Origin of the sequence: Marinifilum sp. JC120, from assembly GCA_004923195.1 — a bacterium.
Lineage (GTDB): Bacteria > Desulfobacterota > Desulfovibrionia > Desulfovibrionales > Desulfovibrionaceae > Maridesulfovibrio.
The window spans coordinates 463,030-482,500 of record RDSB01000001.1 but is presented as its reverse complement, the minus strand read 5'-3'; the positions used below and the strand labels follow the sequence as shown (position 1 = coordinate 482,500).

The 19,471-nt window shown below is 48.2% G+C and carries 15 protein-coding genes; 14 read left to right on the top strand and 1 reads right to left on the bottom strand.

Translation table 11 applies throughout. The features are described 5' to 3' along the window. Position 1 precedes the first annotated feature (1 nt). The 4 genes from D0S45_02265 (at position 2) to D0S45_02250 (ending at position 5,068) form a co-directional block, all read left to right on the top strand. Positions 2–1,768: a hypothetical protein gene (locus D0S45_02265; GenBank protein ID TIH20187.1), complete on the top strand. Its 1,767-nt coding sequence runs from the start codon at positions 2–4 to the stop codon at positions 1,766–1,768. Positions 1,769–1,840: 72 nt separating this feature from the next. Then, positions 1,841–2,743, top strand: coding sequence for a formylglycine-generating enzyme family protein (locus D0S45_02260; GenBank protein TIH20186.1), 903 nt, complete (start codon positions 1,841–1,843; stop codon positions 2,741–2,743). 27 nt (positions 2,744–2,770) lie between these two features. Then, complete coding sequence (locus D0S45_02255) at positions 2,771–3,694, top strand: formylglycine-generating enzyme family protein (protein ID TIH20185.1); 924 nt, start codon at positions 2,771–2,773, stop codon at positions 3,692–3,694. A gap of 207 nt (positions 3,695–3,901) precedes the next feature. Next, positions 3,902–5,068 (top strand): MFS transporter, encoded by a 1,167-nt coding sequence (locus D0S45_02250; GenBank protein ID TIH20278.1) that lies wholly within the window; start codon positions 3,902–3,904, stop codon positions 5,066–5,068. 527 nt (positions 5,069–5,595) lie between these two features. Here the strand turns inward: D0S45_02250 and D0S45_02245 are convergent. Further along, positions 5,596–8,004, bottom strand: coding sequence for a CoA-binding protein (locus tag D0S45_02245; protein TIH20184.1), 2,409 nt, complete (start codon positions 8,002–8,004; stop codon positions 5,596–5,598). Between the two features lie 293 nt (positions 8,005–8,297). On the opposite strand from D0S45_02245, the gene D0S45_02240 reads away from it, so the two are divergent. The 10 genes from D0S45_02240 to D0S45_02195 all read left to right on the top strand — a co-directional run bounded on the left by D0S45_02240 (position 8,298) and on the right by D0S45_02195 (position 19,436). Then, positions 8,298–8,633, top strand: a complete 336-nt coding sequence (locus D0S45_02240) for a hypothetical protein (protein ID TIH20183.1) — start codon at positions 8,298–8,300, stop codon at positions 8,631–8,633. Beyond that, a complete protein-coding gene (locus D0S45_02235) occupies positions 8,630–9,268 on the top strand; it encodes an endoprotease (protein TIH20182.1) in 639 nt (212 codons plus the stop codon). The genes D0S45_02240 and D0S45_02235 overlap by 4 nt, the downstream gene beginning before the upstream one ends. A 205-nt stretch (positions 9,269–9,473) precedes the next feature. After that, on the top strand, positions 9,474–10,442 hold the full coding sequence (locus D0S45_02230) for a hypothetical protein (protein TIH20181.1): 969 nt from the start codon (positions 9,474–9,476) through the stop codon (positions 10,440–10,442). A gap of 17 nt (positions 10,443–10,459) precedes the next feature. Next, the gene (locus D0S45_02225; protein TIH20180.1) at positions 10,460–10,852 is read left to right on the top strand and encodes a hypothetical protein; all 393 of its coding nucleotides are present in this window, start codon (positions 10,460–10,462) and stop codon (positions 10,850–10,852) included. 475 nt (positions 10,853–11,327) lie between these two features. Further along, the gene (locus D0S45_02220; GenBank protein TIH20179.1) at positions 11,328–11,921 is read left to right on the top strand and encodes a hypothetical protein; all 594 of its coding nucleotides are present in this window, start codon (positions 11,328–11,330) and stop codon (positions 11,919–11,921) included. 2 nt (positions 11,922–11,923) lie between these two features. After that, positions 11,924–14,020, top strand: a complete 2,097-nt coding sequence (locus tag D0S45_02215) for a hypothetical protein (protein TIH20178.1) — start codon at positions 11,924–11,926, stop codon at positions 14,018–14,020. After that, complete coding sequence (locus D0S45_02210) at positions 14,017–14,514, top strand: hypothetical protein (GenBank protein ID TIH20177.1); 498 nt, start codon at positions 14,017–14,019, stop codon at positions 14,512–14,514. Before D0S45_02215 ends, D0S45_02210 begins: the two co-directional genes overlap by 4 nt. Positions 14,515–14,665: 151 nt before the next feature. Further along, complete coding sequence (locus D0S45_02205) at positions 14,666–15,391, top strand: hypothetical protein (GenBank protein TIH20277.1); 726 nt, start codon at positions 14,666–14,668, stop codon at positions 15,389–15,391. A 125-nt stretch (positions 15,392–15,516) separates the two neighbouring features. Next, a complete protein-coding gene (locus D0S45_02200) occupies positions 15,517–19,212 on the top strand; it encodes a hypothetical protein (protein TIH20176.1) in 3,696 nt (1,231 codons plus the stop codon). Then, positions 19,212–19,436, top strand: a complete 225-nt coding sequence (locus tag D0S45_02195) for a hypothetical protein (protein ID TIH20175.1) — start codon at positions 19,212–19,214, stop codon at positions 19,434–19,436. Before D0S45_02200 ends, D0S45_02195 begins: the two co-directional genes overlap by 1 nt. Positions 19,437–19,471: the final 35 nt, after the last annotated feature.

Genomic DNA, 19,471 nt, shown 5'->3' with positions numbered 1-19,471 from the left:
TATGTTGCGCGTCATGTTGTTCATATTAATGTTCTGTATGACCGTCCCGGCATATGCGGTGGAACCAGACAAGTTCATTGATCTTCAGTTCCGGCAGCAGGGGCAGAAGAAAAAGCCTGCGCCTGCTCCGGAAGCTTCCAAACCCAAAATTACCCAAGAGACATCCAAGCAAACAACTATTCGAAAAGTACCCGCACAAACATACAGAGCTGGAGATACTTGGACTGAACCGATTACAGGTATGGAATTCGTCTGGGTTCCGGGCGGGTGTTTCAAGATGGGGGAATCTTTTTCATCTAGGCGCAATGACGATGAAGGGCCGGACCATGAGGTTTGTGTTGATGGATTCTGGATGGGTAAATTTGAGGTGACCAACGGACAGTTCAGAAAACTCAAAAGTTCTCACAAAAGCTATGAATATGAAGGGCAATCATTTAACGGGTTCACTCAGCCAGCTAAAGTTTCATGGGATGATGCCACAGCTTTTGCTAAATGGTTATCAAAGAAGGGTAATGTTCAGTATCGCCTGCCTACTGAGGCGGAATGGGAATATGCCTGTCGTGCCGGGTCAACCGATAGGTATTTTTGGGGGTATTCCGATGCTCATATCTGTCGCTATGCGAATGTAAGTGACTCCACTGCACGCAGGGTCTTTAAGCCCTCTGATGCTACTTATTCTTGTGATGACGGGTATGCCGCGACTGCTCCGGTGGGCAGCTATGAGCCTAACAGGTTCGGTTTGCATGATATGCTGGGCAATCTCTCTGAGTGGTGTGAAGATTGGTATGATAAGGAAGCATATTCAAAACACGATCATAAGAATCCTGTTAATAAGGTTGAAGGCAAGAGTCGTGTCCATCGTGGAGGTAGCTGGCATGACGGTTTTGGAAGGGTGCGGACAGCAGATCGCAATTGGGAAGATCCATCCAACAAATACGCCGGTGTCGGTTTTCGTCTGGTGCTGAAGGGGAAGGTTGATCTCGGCTCAGCAAAATTAGTAACTTCACACCCGATTCCCAAGGGGATTAAAACTTGGACTGAACCGACCACAGGTATGAAGTTTGTCCGGGTTCCGTCCGGGTGTTTCAAGATGGGCGCACCTCTTTCTGAAAAAGGCAGGGACGACAGGGATGAAGGCCCGGTCCATGAGGTCTGTGTAGATGGTTTCTGGATGGGGATGTTTGAGGTGACCAATGCGCAGTTCAGAAACTATATGCCTGACCATGACAGCAAAGAGAATAAGGGCAAATCCTTGGATGGAGATACTCAGCCCGCAGTTTATGTTTCATGGAACGATGCCACAGCTTTTGCCAAATGGTTGTCGGGTAAAGGCAATGGCAGGTTTCGTCTGCCTACAGAAGCTGAATGGGAATATGCCTGCCGTGCCGGGACAAATACTCCTTTCTTTTTTGGTGAGACTATCAGTACTGATCTGGTCAACTATCATGGTTACCATATTTATGGTCGTGGACGGCAAGGGGTTATCAGGAAGATGTCTCTTTCCGTAGGTTCTTTGGTCCCCAACGATTTCGGTCTCTACGATATGCATGGCAATGTCTGGGAATGGGTTGAGGATTGGTACAACCAGAAGGCTTATTCGACTCTTCCCCGTAAGAATCCTGTTTATTCGGCCGATGGTTATGAGCGGGTCTACCGTGGGGGTAGTTGGTATGGCCGACCCGAGAATTCCAGATCTGCCAGTCGTGGCGGTAGTTATCCTTCTTTAAAAACCAACAATGTTGGTTTTCGTTTGGTGAGGATAGAATAATTTATAGGTTCATGAATTTATTGGCGCAGGTTAACAGCAAGCCCGGATTTAAATTCTGCAAGGTGAGGTCATATGCTGCGTATCTTTTCTATTTTCATCCTCCTGCTGACTCTGGCTATCCCCGCCCATGCCGTAAACCCCGACGAGTTCATCGGGCTTGAGTTTCGGGAGCAGACACAGAAGAAAAAGTTTGCTCCTTCTCCGGCTATTTCCAAGCCTTTCAAGTCCGGCAAGATTCCCAAAGCAGGTCAGGTCTGGACCGAACCGAGCACAGGTATGGAATTCGTCTGGATTCCGGGCGGATGTTTTATGATGGGCAGTAGTAAGGGGCGTGCGGTTGAGCTTCCTGTGCACGAGGTCTGTGTTGATGGGTTCTGGATGGGGCGGTACGAGGTGACAAACGGTCAATATCGCAAGTTTCGTGCAGGTCATAATAGTAAAGATTATAAAGGAAAAAGCCTGAATCAAGATCGTCAGCCCGTGGTCTTTGTCTCGTGGCACGAGGCCCGGAGTTTTGCCGATTGGTTGAGTTCTCAAGGATATGGGGATTTCAAATTACCCACTGAGGCTGAGTGGGAATATGCCTGTCGGGCGAGGACGTCAACACCATATTATTTTGGCGAAACCATTAGTTCTGACCAAGCCAACTATAACGCAAATTACGTATATGGAAACGGACATAAGGGAGTTTATAGAAAGGTGTCGACTTTGGTCGGGGCTTTTACAGCCAATGCCTTTGGACTCTATGATATGCACGGTAATGTTGAAGAATGGTGTGAGGATTTTTTCGAGATAGATGCTTATACCAAACACACAAGAAAGAATCCCGTAGTTAAGGGTAAATTGCGTAAGCCTGTTTTACGCGGCGGCAGTTGGATGAATATGCCAGCGTGGCTCAGGTCCGCCAGCCGTTCAAACTCTGATGCTGATAGTAGAAAAAATAACTATGGATTTCGCCTGATCCGTAAGCCCTGAAAACAACCAGTTTTAAAAGGTGCGACCATGCTATATCGATTATTTACTCTGATCCTGTTGATTGCTTTGGCTGTCCCCGCCCATGCCGTGGACCCCGACGAATTTATCGGGCTTGAGTTTCGTCAGCAGACGCAGAAGAAAAAGCCTGTCCCGTCTCCGGCAGTTTCCAAGACTTCCAAATCCGGCAAGACTCCCAAAGCAGGGCAGCTCTGGACCGAGCCGACTACAGGCATGCAGTTTGTCTGGGTGCCGGGTGGGTGTTTTATGATGGGCAGCAGTGATGGAGAAAGTGATGAGAAGCCTGTTCATGAGGTCTGCGTGGATGGTTTCTGGATGGGGAAATATGAAATCACCAATGCGCAGTATCGGAGGTTTAAGGCTAATCATAACAGCAAACGTTATGACGGTCTTCAATTGAATAGTGATACCCAGCCTGTAGTACGTGTTACTTGGAAAGATGCTGTTGAATTTGCGAAGTGGCTGTCAGCAAAGGGGCAGGGTACATTTTTTTTGCCTACTGAGGCCCAGTGGGAATACGCAGCCAGAGCGGGGGCTGCCTCCAGATATTATTGGGGAAATTCCGATTCCAGTGCCTGCCTGTATGAAAATCTGTCCGACAAAAGTTTTACTGCAAGCAGGCCATCATGGGGATCGTTTCCTTGCAATGATGGTTATGAAGTCAGCTCTATGGTAGGAAAATTCAAGCCTAATAAGTTCGGGCTGCATGATATGCTTGGGAATGTCAGCGAGTGGTGTCTGGATTGTTATGACGAGAAGGCATACGAGAAGCATCCTCGTAGTAATCCAGTGATAAAAGGGCAGCGCTATTCGCGTGTTGTGCGGGGCGGGACCTGGAAGCATCATCCTTGGAATTTGTGTTCTGATCGTTATTCGATGGGAATGATAGACAAAACTAAAACTACTGGTTTCCGGTTGGTGATGGTGAAATGAAGACTTTTACTGCTTTTTAAAAAAGATGCATTTGATTTGAACTAATTTAATTAAAAATTAATTCATATTGAATTCAAAACCCCCGCTCTGTTCACGGAGCGGGGTTTTTGTTTGCTTGATAAAAATTAGTTTTCGGAGCAATGATAAGTAATGTAATTAATGTGCTTTGTTAATGACTGTGTCTGTCCGGCCTGGAAGGAAATGCTGATGAATAATATCGTCAAAATACAGCTCGCGGTTTTTGCTCTGGTCTCGGCATCTTTTACCAATATATATCTTCCGCAACCAGTCCTGCCTATTCTTCAGTCTGAATTCCAGATCAGTCCTGTGCAGGCTTCATTTTCAGTTTCATTCGTAATTCTGGGGATTGTGCTTTCAAACCTGTTCTTTGGCTATTTGTCGGATAGATATTCGATTAAACCCATAATCGTTGCCGGTGGTGTTTTCGTAGCGGCTGGTGGATTCGTTTGTGCATTGACTCATAACTATACAGTTCTTGTCAGCGCAAGATTGTTGCAGGGACTTTTCATCCCGGCTTTGACCACAAGCCTTGCCGCATGGCTGGCTCGCACTCTTCCGGCGCAGCGGCTCAGTGTAGTTATGGGATCATATGTTTCCGCCACTATACTGGGCGGACTGGGCGGAAGGTTGCTCGGAGGATGGATTCATCCGCCTCTTCATTGGAGGTATGCGTTTACCACAGCCTCAATATTTATTCTGATCACAACTGTTCTGGCAGTCCTTATTTTGCCTGCCACTGGCAAAAAAGAGATTGCTGCCTCGCGCACGAATAACGGAAAAGAAACATATGCTTCACTGCTGAAACGCAAGGAACTTCTTCTTCTCTATGGTTGTGGTGCAGGAAGTTTGCTGATTTTTTCCCCGGTTTTTAATTACCTGCCGTACAGGCTTTCACACCCCCCGTTTGATTTTACTACTGAGACAATTACACTTGTTTATCTGGTTTATATACTAGGTATATTTTTGGGTCCGCTTGCCGGAAGGTTCAGCAGTCGTTTCGGGGGAGGGGCGATGCTGACTTTCGGCTCCATTCTTTTGGGGCTATCGCTTTTAATGCTTTTGTTACCGTCAGTCACAGCTGTAATCGTCGGATTGATGGGAGTGTGCGCCGGATTTTTTACTATCCACACTGTGGCTGTTGTCCTCCTGAATCGTAAATTGACTTGCAGCCATGGCAAAGCCAATGCCCTTTATGTTCTGTTTTACTACACAGGTGGGTGGCTGGGGATTACCGGAGCTGGATTCGCATATGAATATGCAGGGTGGAAGGGCGTGATTCTTTTCCTTGTTGCCTTTTTAGTTATTCCTTTTAGTACCGGAATGATTGAGCGAAGAAATGAGAAACGGACATAAGAACGTACTGTTGATTAGATTTAGTGGGGTTCTCATGAGAATTCAAGGCGGCCACTTTGTTTTGCAAAGTGGCTTTTTTAAGGTCCTTTGAATGAGTATTCAGCTGTATTTAATTCTTTGTTTCAGTAGTTTGTGAGTGTTTAATGAATGTCGATATAAAATGTGAAAAAAAGAATTAATTGAATCTCATTGACGAAGAGTCTTTTCTGCGTACACTGAAAATAAGTGTTCCAAAAGAAATTTGAAAATAGTTTTTTGAATGTACTTTTAAGTTGTTGGAGAGATTTTATGTTTATGTGCTGGCTTTGTGGAATAGCAAGATTCGTTGAAAATGTTTTTTTCCAGAACGCGGAAAGGGCTTACGTTGTTGTTGAGAAATCCGACAGAGCAGAGAAACTAGCCAGCCGTAGTAACGATAGATACTAAGAATAAATTTTATAGATATTTACTGTTTAGCATTCTTCCTCCTCAAAAAGTACAGGCCGTGGTTCATTGTGAATCACGGCCTGTACTTTTATGGTGCTAATTTAATCACAGCCATGGGCCAGCCGGATCACCTCGGCGCGCATGCGAGCTTTGGAGTATAGGGCTATGGCGGCTACAGCGCGGTCGCAGACCGGGAAGACCGGGACTCCGTTTGCCAGTAACATGTCTCGCAGGGGATCATACAACCTGCCGCCGTCAACAACTGCCAGCACTGGTTTGTCGCTCTTTTGAACAATTTTAATGAGCAGTTTGCCAAGGGCATTTTCGTCTTCCATGGAAAAGGCGGGAATTGTCGGTTCGGCCAATGTGTGCATGGACGGGGAGAGCGGGTCAAGCCCGATGACAATTGAGTCCACAGCCGGGTCTTTGACCATAATTTCAGCCATGGAAGCATGTACCATATCATTAGAGCCCGGAGTAAGATCCAGCGGATTCTGGATGGTAACCAATGATTTCAGTTTTCTGGCTTCCAGAATTTCATCAATGGCCTTGATTGATTTCTTACTGAATCGTGCCAGTTCAATGTCATAATCATCCGACTGGATGGAGTCGGCCATGCCTACTGCTTCAAATCCGGCTCCGCTTACAGCGGCAAGCCTGTCTCCGCAGATGGTTTTACCGCTCAGTTTTTCCGCCAGCATGAACAGATCCTGAAATTCCTGAAAAGTACGGGCAACGATTGCTCCGGCCTGCCGCACGCAGCTTTCGCAAACCATATAGTCCCCGGCCAGCGAGGCGGTATGTCCGCTGGTGGCAGTCTTGCCTTCTGGGGTTCTTCCTGCTTTGTAAAAGACCACTTCTTTGCCGTTCATCACCGCTTGGCGCACTGCCCGGCAGAATTCCAGCCCGTCAAGGTCGTTGAATCCTTCGGCGTAGACCGCAATGACGTCCACTTCTTCTGAGTCTTTAAAGTAATGGACCATGTCTCCAAGAGTGAGGTCGGTCTGGTTGCCCATGGAAACCATGTAGGCCGGATTCAGTTCCGGGCACTGGCTGGAGCGGAAGACCATGAAAGCCCCGCTCTGGCTGATCAGGGCTGCCCGCTGGTATGGAGCGTTGCGGTCTTTGGGCAGTTTTTCGTCCGGGATAAACCATGTGTCGTAACCTCCGGGACGGGAAACCACACCCATGCAGTTGGCCCCGATGAAAACCGGCCCGCCGTCAGCTTCAGCATGTTTTGCATTGATGCTGGCGATGACCTGCTCTGCCCGTTCCTTGCTGTCTTCGGTTTCGCCCATGCCGCCGGGAATGAGCATAACGCTTTTGGCTGAGTCCAGTTCAATCACTTCGTCCACCAGATCAGGAACATGCTGGGCGGCAATGGCAACGACGAAAAGGTCCAGTTGGTGATCCAGTGCATCGAGGTTTGGAACGCAGCGTACTCCGTCTACTTCCTCACATCCTTCACGGATGATGATTACGTCTTCCTTTGCGTATCCTTCAGCCAGAACATTATCGAGGATAATGCGTCCGAAATTGCGGCGGGTGGATGATACCCCGATGATACCGATTTTTTTTGGGTGGAGCAGGTTGTGGATTTTTTTTACCGGACGGGCCAGCGGCATTTCGTCCGGTCTTGAGAAGCGGCACAGACCGTCCAGCGGAACCATCAGGTATTCGGTGAAGGCAAAGGGGTTGATTTCCAGTTCTTCAATGATGAATTCCGCTTTGGAATTGGAAGGAGAAAAATATTTACCCATCTCAATAAAGGAATCAAAGCACTCAATGAGCTGTTCGTCGGTGACAATGCGTCGCTGTCCGCGGGTCAGTCCGGCCAGTTTTTTATATGAAATGGTGTTTTTGAAGAGTTGAAAGAAAGATTGCCCGTCCACCATTTGCACGGAAGCAGCAACAATAGCCTGACCTTTGCGGAATCGTTCGGCGTAAAGCTCGGTATCGGTTCCGCCGAGTCCCGCACTGATGATGGTTCCGAATTCGCGGGTCCGGCGCAAGCCCACAATAAGTTCGTTGCCGAAGGAATTTGAGTCCGGGGGCATGAACTGGACCTGCAAAACTCCTTTGAGGTCGCGGCTGATGGCCTTAACAAGAGCCTCTCCGTGTAGCCCCTTGTATTCTTCGGGGCCATGGTCCGGGTTGCGTTCGATATATGCGGCGTAGTTCTCCGGTACCTCATACATCATGCCGCGCACGGCGGACCGGATTTTGGATGGTTCTTTTTTTACGATGCGTACTCCGCCAACTTCGGTTTTGTGGATGATAGTCGGGGATACTATTTTCAGCACTGCCTTTTCGCCCGGAATGGAGGTCAGTTCTTCGTCTGAAAAACGTGCTCCGCGTGGCAGTAAGTTTGCCGCGGGAGGTGTTTCAGCTCCTGAGTTAGCCAGCAGGTTGTATACTTCATATTCAAAAAGATAATCGCGCCCTTCATTGTCAGCATTGCTGAACAGGTCATCGATAGCCTCAAAGCTGATTTCATTTTCTATAAACATGTGCACTCACTTTGGATGAATTTAATGCCTCACTGACATATGCCACATCTTCTTTAAAGGATACAAGATGGATTTTAGCGTAATAAAGTTCATTTTTATTAAAAAATAAACACAGGGCGGACCTGAGTCACCTGACTCAGGTCCGCCCTGAGACATATTATGTATTTTGAAGGGGGCGAATGAGGCTGCTGAAGTGACCGCATGATTCGTTGATTCGTATATAGCGGGACGTTTCGAAAGCCATGTTTCCTCTAGAAAATTGTTATTAATATTTATCAAGGAGGCAGGATTAAATGACAACCGAGTCCGGTTTTCTGGAGGATGAACAGCGCGAGGAAGAAAAGGTCCGCGAGGAACAACGCCGGATCAACGAGTTGTTTTTTTCAGATGTGCGGGCCACATTCAACACCCCGCACGGCAAACGTATTTTTACTTTCTTGCTGGAGCAGGGGGGCGTGAATGCGACCCTGTTTGCCAAAGAGAGCGACATTTACCGTAACGTGGCTGTTCATGATTTTGTGATTGAAAATGTTTTTGGCCCGGTGATTACCGCTGATGAGGATATTTACCTTTCCATCATTCGTGAACGGGCTGAACAAATGAGAAAAGACGAGGAGGATAGAAAATGATGGATTTTCCGGTGGGTGATGATTCGCAGCCGGATCATTATTCCCCACAGGCAAAGATGAAGGATGAGTTGGCCGAACCTGTGCTTGGCGGAGACTCTTTGCTGGAAGAAGATTCTTCCGAAGAGCAGGATGGGCCTACCATTGAGGAGGCCGAGCAGCTTACCGATAACCCGGTCCCCAATGCTCCGGAAGCTTATGAATTGAATTACGGTCTTCCGGACGGGATCGATCCGCATGTGGACAGCCAGTTCCGGCAGTTTGCCCATGAAAACGGGGTCAGCGGGGAAATGGCTCAGAAACTGGTGGATTTTCATAACACCCTTGAAGCTGCCCGTTTTCAGGATCATCAGACTCAGACAGGGGATTGGGAGCGGCAGACCCGTTCACTTCCCGGCTGGCATGGCAATAATTATCGCAAGAATATGGGGGTGGCTAATAAGGGCTTGCAGGCTTTTGCTTCCCCGGCCCTTGCAAAGATGATCAGGGAATCCGGTTATTCCTGTCATCCCGAAGTGGTCCAAACCTTTTACAATGTCGGTAGGCGTCTTAGCGAAGATTCCTACGTGGACAGCAACAGGAACACTCCCCGCAAAAAAACAATGGGGGAGATCCTGTATCCCAACCAGCCGATTTAAAAGAATTATGATGGTTTGTGACTTATGATGCGAAGCTTATTAAAAGATTTTGGGATTCTTAAACCCTTTTGTAAAAGGGTTTAAGCTGCCGGAGGCGAAATCTCATATAAAAAGCGCGTAGCGCATCGAAAAGACTTGAACGCTTGAAGCGTCATAAAAAATCAAGAGCTCCGAGAGGGCCGAATCTCTACAAGGAGAATTAATTATGGCTACTCTCGGACTTAACGCACTTACTCTTTCTGACTGGGGCGGTCGTCTTGATCCTAACGGCAAGGTCGCTGAAATTACTGAAGCACTGACTAAGACCAACGAAGTTCTCGACGATGCCGCATGGGTTGAGGGTAACCTGCCCACCGGTCACAGAACCACCGTGCGCACCGATCTTCCCACCGTCAGTTGGCGTAAACTCAACTACGGTATCAAGCCCAGTAAATCCCGCACCAAGCAGATCGATGACAGCTGCGGTATGCTTGAATCTTATGCTGAAATGGACAAGGCCCTCTCCGATCTCAACGGCCATTCCTCCAATTTCCGTACCTCTGAGGAACGAGCTTTCCTTGAAGCTATGAATAAGGAATTCGCTGATACTTTTGTTTACGGCGATACCGCTCTGGAACCTGAAAAATTCCTCGGCCTTGCTCCGCGTTTCAATTCCCTTGAGCACAAGAACGTCATTAACTTCGGCGGCACCGGAAACAACTGCACTTCCATCTGGGTTGTTTGCTGGTCTGATCAGACCGTGCACTTTACCTTTCCCAGAGGCAGCTCCAACGGTCTGAACCATAAGGACCTTGGTGAAGTTACCCTCGAAGATGCCGGCGGCGGTAAATATCAGGGGCTGCGCACCCACTATAAGTGGACTCCCGGTCTTGTTGTCCGTGACTGGCGTTATGTGGTGCGCATTGCGTCCATTGATCCCAAGAATATCGGTTCCAATTCCCTGCGTCATGCATTGATCGAAGGCTTGAACATGATCCCCAACACCAATATGGGCAGGACAGCTATTTACTGCAACCAGACCGTGAAAACCCTGCTCGACATTGAAGCATCCGACAAGAACAACGTCATGCTCAAAAGCGAGAACTGGGAAGGCAAGCCCGTAACCACTTTCTGGGGTTGTCCGGTCCGTCGTGTGGATTCCATTCTTAACACCGAAGCTGCAATTACTGCTTAATTTAAAAGGAGAAAAATATGTATCTCGATAAAGAACTTTGTTTTTGTGAAGAACAGGCGGTTACTTCCAGCGCGGTTTCCCAGAATGTCATCAATGTCGGCGAGGATTGCGGTTCTGGCGGTAATGTTAAGCTTAAGGTGATGGTTGATGGCGAGGATTTCGTATCCCTGACCAGCCTGCGTGTAGGCTTGCAGGCATCCGAGGCGGAGGATTTTTCCCTTTTTGATACTCTTTTTGAATCCGGTTCCATTTCCGTGGCTGATCTCAAACAGGGCTATAGCTTTCCGTTGCCTTCCCTGCCTGTGACCCATAAGGGCTTTCTGAGGCTTTCCTTTACCGTGACCGGAAGCAATGCCACTGCCGGTAGAGTCAGCGGCTATCTGATCATGGACGATCAGACCAACATTTAAGGCTGGTGGATAAGTGAAGTACGTTTGCAAGAAAGATTGTTACGTGAGGAATCCGCAAGGTAAATTGCAGCATTTCAAAGCTGGAATGTGTGTTGATTATCCAGCCGGAGCTGATGTTGCGGAACATTTTGAACCAGTTGATGGCGGCAAGGCTAAGCCTGCTGAGAAGAAGGCTGTTCGTGGAAGGAAAAAGGAAGCGGAAACAAAATAAGTAAAGTTTATTTTTGATTTCATTGTTTTATAGATTCATGTTTAATCCTCTGATAAACACCCCCGACTTTTTTAAAGTCGGGGGTGTAACTTTATCCTTTCCGGTTATGTACGAATAAATTTGTTGTAAACAAATCAACTTCTAAAAAAGAACAGTCTGAAGGGCGGACCTGAGTTAGGTTACTCAGGTCCGCCCTTCATTTTATCCTGACTATGAAAAGGGGAACGAAATTAATCGTATGCCTTAAACATATCAGGAGAAAATATGGCGGTTTCAGAGGTTAAAATATGTAATCTCGCTTTGAGGAAACTTGGGGCGAGACTCATTGAATCATTAAGCGACAGTTCACAGGAAGCAGTGACCTGCAATCTTTTTTACGATCAAGTCCGTGACGCTGTACTGCGTGAACATCCTTGGAATTTTGCTGCCTCGCGCACAAGGCTGGGTAAGCTGGCGGATAATCCTGCTTTCGGATTTGCCCATCAATACCAGCTCCCTTCAGATTGCCTGCATCTCAGACAACTTAATTCACCGGCCGATGAATTCGTGGTCGAAGGCGATAAAGTTTTAACTGATCGTGACGGAGCTTCAGCTGTCTACACCATAAAGGTCAGCAATCCGGTTCTTTTTGATCCATCATTTGTCATGGCCTTTGCCGCCCGTCTGGCAGCGGAGATGGCTGATGATATCACCGGTTCCACCACTAAGGCCCGTGAAATGTGGACTCTGTATCTCAATGCCATGCAATCTGCTCGGCTGGCGGATTCCGCTGAAGGCCGGGAGGACAACATCGTCAATGACCCGTGGCTGGAAGCAAGGGGGATTCATGGCATGGATTCTCCGGTTTGGAGGGCATAGGTATGTCTGTATCTCTCATCATGACCAACTTCAGTGCCGGGGAATTGTCGCCCCGGTTGGGCGGCAGGGTTGATCTTGCCAAGTATACCAACGGACTGGCCGAGCTGGAAAACATGTTCACGCATCCCCACGGCGGAGCTTCGCGTCGGACCGGATTTCGTTTCATCCGTGAAGTCACGGGCCGCAATCGGTTGCCCGCTGCAAGTCTTAATTCTACAACAGAATGGACTCTTGGATCTGGTTGGGCTGTCGGGGCGGCTAAAGCAAGTTGTGACGGTAGTCAGGCAGGAAAATCAGTACTCAGTCGTGACCTGAAGCTTGCGGAGGACCGTGTTTACGAGATCAGTTTTAAAGTCTCCGGGTATTTGTCCGGGGAGGTATGCGTCAGTGCCGGAAGCGGGAGTGTGAGCGAATTTGTTTCCGCTGACGGGAGTTATGCTTTTCGATCCAAGGCGGATGAAAGCGGGCAGCTTTCTATTATTGCCGATGCTGAATTTTCCGGGGCTGTTGAAGCTGTTCAGGTTCGGGAAACAAATCCTGCAACCCGTCTGATTCCTTTTGAATTCTCAACTGAGCAAGCCTACGTTCTGGAGTTCTCAGATCGTAATGTCAGGATATTTAAGAATGGTGGAATCGTTGTAGATGAGTCTGGCGATCCAGTGGAAATTGAAATTCCCTATAAGGAAAATGACCTGTCGAGGATTCGTTTTACTCAGTCCGCAGATGTGATGTATCTGGTCCACCCGGAAGTGCAGCCCTACAAGTTGTCGCGAACATCCCATGTGGATTGGAAAATGGAATTGGTTTCGTTCAGTTCGCCTCCTGCTGAATGGAACAGCGAAAAGGGTTTTCCTTCCTGCGTAACTTTTTTTGAGGAACGGCTCTGTTTTGCTGCAAGCCCGGCCAATCCCCAGACCATTTGGATGAGTAAAGCCGGATCATATGAAAATTTCGGGGTTTCTTCCCCAGTTGTGGATGATGATGCCTGCACCTACACTCTTTCTGCTGATCAGGTGAACGCAATCCGCTGGATGGTCAGTTCCAAGAAGTTGATCATGGGCACTTCCGGCGGGGAATGGTGGCTTTCCGGTGGCAGCAGTGCTGATGCTGTCACCCCCAATTCGGTTATGGTCCGCCGTGAGACAACCCATGGTTCTGCTGCAATTCCTCCGGTTATTGTGGGCGGGTTGATGATCTTCTTGCAACGCGAAGGACGAACCATTCGTGAACTTTCCTATTCTTTTGAATCCGATGGATACGTGGCCCCGGATTTGACTATTCTCGCCGAGCATCTGACCCGCTCTAATTCCATCACTGAATGGGCTTACCAGCAATCCCCGGATTCCGTCATCTGGATGATCCGTGATGATGGGGTCATGGTCGGTCTTACCTATCAACGCGAGCATGAGGTGGTGGGTTTTCATCGTCATTTAACAGACGGTAAATTTCGCTCTGTGTGTACCATTCCCGGCCCGACTCAGGAGGAAGTCTGGGTGGCAGTAGAGCGGGAGGTTGACGGTATTTCCCGGAAATATGTCGAGCGCATGGAGAAACAGTTCGTCGGCGAAGGTTCGGTGGATGCTTTTTTTGTAGATTCGGGTCTGACTTACGATCAGGGCGTGGAGGATACAGTCTTTACCGGACTGGAACATCTGGAAGGTAAGACCGTCTCTGTGTTGGCTGACGGGGCTGTGCGCCCTGATGTAGTGGTTAAGGATGGCTCCATTACTCTGACTGCTCCTGCAAAAGTGGTCCATGCCGGACTTACTTATGTTTCAAATATGAAGACCCTGCGTATTGAGGGCGGAGCCATGTCCGGCGGAACTGCGCAAGGCAAAAAGAAGCGCATATCACATGTGATTGTGCGGTTATTTCAATCTCTTGGTTTGCAGGTCGGCTATGATGGCGAACATCTTGAGCGTGCTCCATTCCGTACCTCGGCAGATAAAGTAGGTGGCGCCCCGGCACTTTATACCGGGGATTATGAGGTCAAATTCAACCGGGGCTATGATCGTGACGGACAGATCTATATTCGGCAGGACCAGCCTTTGCCGCTCTCCGTTTTGGCATTGATACCGGAAGTATCGGTGTATTCATGAGTCGGTTAAAAAATGGGTCAGCCTTAAAGCTGGGGATTCCTGCGTTGGAGGATCTTGACTTTGTCGCCGCAAATATCCGTGAAAGTGACCGTTGCGATTTGGAAGGATTGCATCCTGGAGAGTCCGTGCGTGAGATCATTATGGGCGATGTGGAATATTCCAGATTAGTTTACGGATTGTATCTGGATGGTTCTGTTCAGGGGATTTTTGGGGTTATTCCCCTTGCTGCCGGAGTCGGCACTCCGTGGGTTGTGGGGATTCGGGCGGTGGATGAAAGACCGTTACCTTTTGCAAGGTCTTCCAGAAGGATGCTTGACATGTTGCAGCGCACTTTTCCGCTGCTGGATACATGGGTTTGTGCGCGAAATAGTAAAAGCGTGCTCTGGCATAAGTGGTGCGGTTTTGAATTTGAAAAAGTTAAAGTTCGCTTGGGCAGGGACGATTATTATCGTGCCCTGCGTCGGGCTGGAAATATAAAGATGGAGGTGAGTTAAGATGGCAACAGGGATAGCCACAATGTTTTATAGTGCAGTAAGCAGTACCGTTATCGGCGCGGCGTCAAAGGGGATTTCCGGGCAGAAAATAACGAGCGGTAGTCTTGGTATGGATGCTCTTGGCGGGGCAGTAGGTGGTGGCTTTGGGGCCATGGGCGGAGGTTCAGGGGGCGGACTTTCAAGTCTGATGGGCAGTTTCGGCGGAGTTTCAGGAGGCGGTATCAGCAGCTTAACTGGACAGGGGACTGGAGTCTTTTCCAGTCTGATGAGTAGTTCCGGTACAAGTGGGGCTTCGTCCGGAGCAACTTCATCAACAGGGGGCAGTCTGCTTGGCGGCGGAATTGGCGGAAACAGCTATATGGGTATGATGTCTCAGTTCGGGCAGTCTGTGCTTGGCAGCAGTCAGGCCCGTGGTGAAGTGGAATACAATTCCCAGATGACCGAGATGAATAACTATCATCTCATGCAGCAGGGCGTTTATAATCGTCGGGTTAATTACAAAGAAGCGGAGCTTATCAAGCAGGATGCTGAAATTAAATTAGCAACCTTGCGTCGTGAATTGTACCGCCGCAACCATTCTATTTCCGGGCATAAGGGGGTGCGTCTGGATTCCGGTTCCGTTGTGGATGTGCGTGAAGACACTATCAAGCAGGCCGCTTATGATGCTGAAATCGTAAAATATCAGGCTGAGGTTAGTTCCAACAGGATGATCGAGCGGGGTGATCTGTCAGTCTGGTCGGCGCATAGTAAGTCTGTGTTGAACTATAACCAGACGCAGGAGGAAACCAATACGGATAATTCCGCAATAAATAGCGGGCTTATGAATCAGGGGATGAGTATGGCTGGAAGTCTGCTGAGTTCAAAGATGGGCGGATAATTTACCTTAACGGAATTCTTGGCAGGGCGGACCTGAGTTGGGTTACTCAGGTCCGCCTTTGTTTTTAAACTATAAATATCAGGCAGGTAATTTAATGGGTTAGTAACAATTAACAGGAGAAATTTATGACCGTGGTTTCAAGCAGTAACAACATCACTTTTGCGGGGGATGGTGTTCAGGTCTTTTTTGATTTTAATTTTCGTATCTTCACGGCCGAGGATCTCTGCGCTGTTGTGTGTGACAGTGAAGGCAGGGAGGAGCGGCTTATTGCGGGGAGCGATTTCAAAATCGTTTCCGGCCTCGGTGCTGATTCAGGGGGGCGGGTGCAATATCCTGTTTCCGGTGAGCCTCTTCCGGCAGGAAAAAGTATTACTCTTTACCGGGAAATTCCTTATACGCAGGAATTGGAACTGGTGGATAATGACCCTTTTTCCGCACAACTTTTGAATGAAGCTTTTGACCGCGGAGTAATGCGTGACCAGCAGTTGCAGGAGCAGTTGGATAGGGCGCTTAAATACGATATTTCAACTCCGGGCGAAGAGCGTCTTTCACCTAAAGAAATGGTGCAGACTATCACAACTGCAAGGGATGATGCTGTTTTTGCCCGCAGCGGGGCGATTGAAGCTGAGGGAAATTCCCGTGATTTGCTTGCAGATGCAAAGGCCGCAAGGGTTGGTTCGGAAGCTGCTCGGGATAAAGCTGAAGCAGCCCAGACTGCAGCCGAGGATGCAAGGGATTCTGCAATACAAATTGCTGTAGGCGACTTAAGTCCCCTGCGCAGCCCTGCTCCTGTGCTTACTGCTCCGGCTGAGGCCCCGGAAGGAACGACTGTTTCTATAGTTATATCTGATTATTCGGAAGACGGGTTGACCTCATATGAGATAAATACTTTAGGATTCGGTACGGCCTCAATTTCCGGCAATACTATCCGTTGGACGCTTGAAACTACAGGTGCGGATGTTTCTAAAAGTATTGAAGTGGTCAGGAGACGGAGAGGGGAGCTTTATTCTGACGCAGCATCTCATCAGCTTCTGGTTAAACATATTCCAGTGCAAGATGGTCCGACCATGGCTTTTGCTGATTCTAGCGCAGGGTATCCCGGCGCAACCGTTAATGCCGACGGGGTCCATGCTCCGGCGCATTCTGTTGCCGCCGAAAATGCCAGCCAAATCGTATCTGCCAAGCCTGAGATTGTGCCGACTGGCGGTAAGTTGAGTCTATTGTCCGGTACAACTGAAAGTGTGCTTAAGCTGGATGAGAATTACACTGGCCCGGTTATAACGGATCAGGGGGAGGGGGAAATTGTCGGTATTGATCCTGCCCAAGAACTGTCTCAAGAACTCGTTGACATGACTGCTCTTGCTTCAGGTGGCCTGTCATTTAGTAATTCGGACTTCATGGCTATTAAGTTCACGCCGTCTGTGGATACATCTTTGAAAGACATCACCCCGCTGTTTCTTGAGGGTAGTATTGTTGCAGGAGCGAAAGGTTTTGCAAAGATATGGGCAGACAACAACGGAGTACCGGGAGCTGCTGTAACCGGAGACGGGTCGTTGGTCGATATTGTTGCAGGGACTGCCGTCGTCTTGCCTTTCCCTACTAACAGCTTAATTGCCGGAATTACTTATTGGATCGGTTTTGATGTAGACACTGCGGGTGACACTGTCGTTCACCATACATCGCCTACGACTGCTTATCCTGCATACGCAGCCAATCGAGTTTATTCTGATTTATCGATTGCATGTAGAATTACGATTGACGTTGAATATACCGCAACCCTCGCCCAGCCTTTGCCCGGAGTGCCGACCAAGGCTTTCAAAAACCCTCTTTGGACTCCTCTTGCATTAGGTACAGGCTCTACTACTACGGAGCTTAAGCTTAACGAGGAGTACACTGGTCAGATTAAAACGAATCAGGGTGATGGAGTTATCAGCAGTTCTGTTAAAGATACCTCTGGAAACGTACAGAATTTCGGGAATGTTGATAGTAACAAGATTATTGGGGTTGAATTTACTGCCCAGAAAACAAAATACGAAACAGTAACATTCAAAGTTGCAGAAGTTATAGGTTCTGGTGCGACTGTCAGTGCTGCTCTTTACTCGATTTATGCTGGACCAGAACCTGATAACTGGCTTTATCCGAGTAGTGCTATTGCTGGCTACACTACACCTGTTACGGTTAACTCTGTAGGCGACGTTGTTATAAATCTGAATGATCACACCCTTACTGTCGGTACGGTGTATGAGGTACTGATTAAAGTTGAGACGGTTTCCGCTGCTAACTATTTAAAGCTTGCTAGTGGTACAAATTCTAATCCAATTTTTACTGGATGTGGAGCAGCACTTACAGGGAATTTAGCTAAACTGGCCACTTTTATTTACGTCAAACTTGATTCGGATGAAACAACTGGAGTATTTGCAAGCTATGTTGCAACCCTTGCTAGTCCTCTACCCGGAGTACCTACTGCTGCAAGTAAGGCTAGCGATTTGGCTTTAAAAGTCGGTGCAGGTGCAGCGGGCGAAGATCTGGGACCAGAAGAGAAGCTCACTTTAGCTTCTGCGGGTGATCAGGAAATTTCTGTGAGCACATCCATCTTATCCGCTTATAGTGATCCCTACAACCATGATCCGTTTGTTGCAGAAGAAGACAATGGTGGACTGATTTCTTTCTATTCGACCATTCCCGCACTTAACACTGCGTATTTTGGTTCCGGCTTTGCCGAGCAAGTAAGGATTAATAAAATTCGCATAACTCCTTATTCTAACAGTGTTTTTAATTCTGCCTCATACATGTTGCAGACTAGTGTTGATGGCATTGAATGGACAAACGTTGAAGCCTTTACTGGATTGGCATCTTTGACGCCGTACACCTTAGAACTGACGACTCCATTAAGCACATCTTATGCGCGACTGCTCTGTACATCTGCCCCCGGTGGTGATGGTCGTTTAGTAATACCTGCGGCTAGATGGTTAACAACTGTTACAGCGTCCACGACCACACAGGTGAAAACTGTGGGAGCTAAGTCTCTCTTGAACAGGTTTACTGGCCTGCACAAGACCTTGATGGTAGGCGATCAGCTGGTTGAGGTTGCGTCGGTGAGTGAGATCACTGTCGAAGGTGATCCTGAAGTTCTTTCAGATCAGGGTACATTCATCCATAGTACTATCACGCCAGGCTACGAGAACATAAATCCTTTTGCCCTTCCTTTAGACACCACTCTCCTTGTCGGTTTAAATGATACTGGTCCCAGTGTCGTAAACACAGGGTATTACGGTAGTGCATTTGCTGAGCCTACTAAAATAACAGGTTTTCACCTGAGACAAGGTGGTAATAACGCAAGCAGTGGCTCAAATCAGATGGGATCGGTGAGATTACAGAAAAGTGAGGATGGTGTAACTTGGACAGATGTTGAAACAATAAACCTCACATATAGTCTAGATGTTGTTTATTACCAGTTATCTGCACCTGTACCAGTCAGCTACCTACGTATACTGGCAGCTGCTGACACGCTGTGCAGTGCCTGCGGATGGAGTGTTGAGTATCTGCGCTGGTCAGGCTCATCTTCTATAATTGAAGCCACACTCACCCTGAAAACCCCACTTGCGACCGCCCCCACAGCAGGCACTGTGGTATCCATCCCGGACCGTTGTATTCTGACTCCGGCTAGCTACACATGTACAATTGCTGGTGACGACCTCAAAATCACCGGGGCTGAGATTGCGCTTGAGGATAATCCGGCACTTAAGCGGCTTGCTATGGCGGTGAGCGGTGCAGGTGTAACTTTTAAGAGTGGTAAGATTTATATTAAGGAGAAACTGTAATGGGTGAAATGATACATAAAGTTGAAGAGCAACCCGGAGTTTCCATTCATCGTGAAGTTCCGGCAAAGCGGAGCCATGAGGATTTTGATATCAGCCAGATGAGTGCCGAGACCCGTGCTGCATTTGCTCGGGTTTGCAGGGATGGTGGGGCCACGCCTGATGATTATAAGCATGTTTTCGAGTCCGTGCTGGGCAGGAACGTGGTCAGTGATATTTTGCAATAATTGTAAATGAGAAAGGGGTTGGTGATAATTATCGC